Source organism: Arthrobacter sp. Y3223166 (assembly GCF_059090935.1).
Genome location: NZ_JBNHGE010000085.1, coordinates 1 through 2,059, shown reverse-complemented (window position 1 = coordinate 2,059; position 2,059 = coordinate 1). Strand labels below are relative to the sequence as shown.

Here is a 2,059-nt window from a genome sequence, read left to right as displayed (position 1 = left end):
CGCGCGCTGCTCCGGGTTGGCGGCGCCGGCCGAGGGCTGCCAGCCGTCGCGCACCACGGCCCGCAACCGGCGGCGGCCATGGTTGGCCAGCAGCAGCCGGGCCGTCACGGATTCCCCCAGCCGGACATTCGACGGCAGCCTCCGCTGCAGCCCGACGCGGCGCGGCGACAGCGCCAGCGACAGGTCCACGCCGACCGCCGCGGCCAGCAGCAGGCAGCACACCAGGGCCGTGACGGGGCGCGGGAAGAGCATCAGCGGGATGACGCCCGCCAGGGCCAGCAGGACGAAACGTCCGGTGATCGCCACGGCGTCACTCAGCGGGGGACCGGCACGGTGGCCAGGATGCTCTGCAGCACGTCGTCGGCCTGCACGCCGTCCATTTGCGCCTCCGGCCGCAGTCCCACCCGGTGCCGCAGCGCCGGCAGGGCCATCGCCTTGACGTCGTCCGGCGTGACAAAACCGCGGCCGTTAAGCCACGCCCAGGCCCGGGAGGTGTTGAGCAGGGCGGTGGCGCCGCGCGGCGAAACGCCCAGCTGGAACGACGGCGCGGACCGCGTGGCCCGGACCAGGTCCACAATGTAGCCGACCACCTCCGGCGCGATCGCCACGCGGGCCACGGCGGCCCGGGCCCGCACCAGGTCCTCGGCGGAGGCGGCGGCCCGCACCCCGGCGGCCTGCAGGTCGCGCGGGTCGAAGCCCTGGCTGTGGCGGCGGATGATTTCGATTTCCGCGTCCCGGTCGGGCAGGTGCATGGTGAGCTTCAGCAGGAAGCGGTCCAACTGCGCTTCCGGCAGCGGGTAGGTGCCCTCGTATTCCACCGGGTTCTGCGTGGCCGCCACGATGAACGGTTCGGGCAGCTTCCGTGAGGTGCCGTCCACCGACACCTGGCGTTCTTCCATCGCTTCCAGCAGCGAGGCCTGCGTCTTCGGCGGCGTCCGGTTGATTTCGTCGGCCAGGAGGATGTTCGTGAAGACCGGGCCCTCCCGGAAGCGGAATTCGGCCGTGTGGGTGTCGTAAATCATGGAGCCCGTGACATCGCCCGGCATCAGGTCGGGCGTGAACTGGATCCGCTTGGTGTCCAGGCTCAAGGCTGCGGAGAGCGAGCGGACCAGCAGCGTCTTGGCGACGCCGGGCACTCCCTCCAGCAGCACATGCCCGTGCGACAGCAGGGCGATCAGCAGCCCGGTGACGGTGGCATCCTGGCCCACCACTGCCTTCGCCACTTCGGTGCGGACGTCATGCAGGGTCTGGCGCAGGCGGTCGTCGTCGGCGGGCGGCGTGGCGACGGCCGGCCCTCCGCCGTACTGGGATGCGTGCCGCTGTCCTGGCTGATCGCTCATCGGTGCGTTACCTCTTTCTCTAGCTGCTGCAGTTCTTGCGCCCAGGCCGCCAGCCGGGCTTCGGTGCCGGGTGCCTCGTGGCGCAGGAGGCGCTCCAGTTCGGCACGCGGGCGGCTGCTGTCCCGGGCTACCGCATCGACGACGTCGGCGCTCGCGGCGCCTGCGGGCAGCCGCAGGTGGGCGGCGAGCCGGGTCAGGGTGGCGGCGCGCAGGTTGTCGGCGGCGTGGTTCACGGCCTTGGCGCTCCGGTACAGCCGGGCACGGCCCTCGATCGTCTCGGCCGAGCGGACCACCACCGGCAACGGCTCGGACACCAGGGGCCCGAGCCGGCGTCCGCGCCAGAACATCGCGGCGACGCCGACGGCCATGAGCCACAGGGACACCGGAAGCACCCAGGCGGGCAGCAGGCTCATGGGGTTGACCGCTTCGCCGGACACCGGAAGGTCCCCCAGTCCCGCCCGGTACCACACCAACCGCTCGGTGGCTCCCAGCGTGCGCAGGGCCAGCGCGGCGTTGCCGGCGCGGACGACGCCTTCGTTGCTGAGCACATGGCCGGCGCCGAGCACGATGGTGGCTCCGTCTTCGGACACGACGAAGGGCGCCGCGTCCTCGGCCGGTGTCTCGAAGGCGAAGCACAGCTCGCCGCCGCCGCGGTAGGCCAAGCCGCCGCGGGTGATTTCGCCGGCCGCGGCGGGGCCGGGCAGGCCGCAGGCGGCTGC

General features: G+C 72.8%; 2 protein-coding genes and 1 pseudogene. All 3 read right to left on the bottom strand.

Going from position 1 to position 2,059, the window contains the following annotated elements; all coding sequences use genetic code 11:
* A pseudogene (locus AC5RUH_RS16630) lies at positions 1 to 306 on the bottom strand (DUF58 domain-containing protein); the annotation flags it as partial.
* Between the two features lie 8 nt (positions 307 to 314).
* The gene (locus AC5RUH_RS16625) at positions 315 to 1,340 is read right to left on the bottom strand and encodes an AAA family ATPase (protein ID WP_494129149.1); all 1,026 of its coding nucleotides are present in this window, start codon (positions 1,338 to 1,340) and stop codon (positions 315 to 317) included.
* On the bottom strand, positions 1,337 to 2,059 hold a 723-nt coding region (locus tag AC5RUH_RS16620; RefSeq protein WP_494129148.1), incomplete at its 5' end, for a DUF4350 domain-containing protein. The genes AC5RUH_RS16620 and AC5RUH_RS16625, both read right to left, overlap by 4 nt.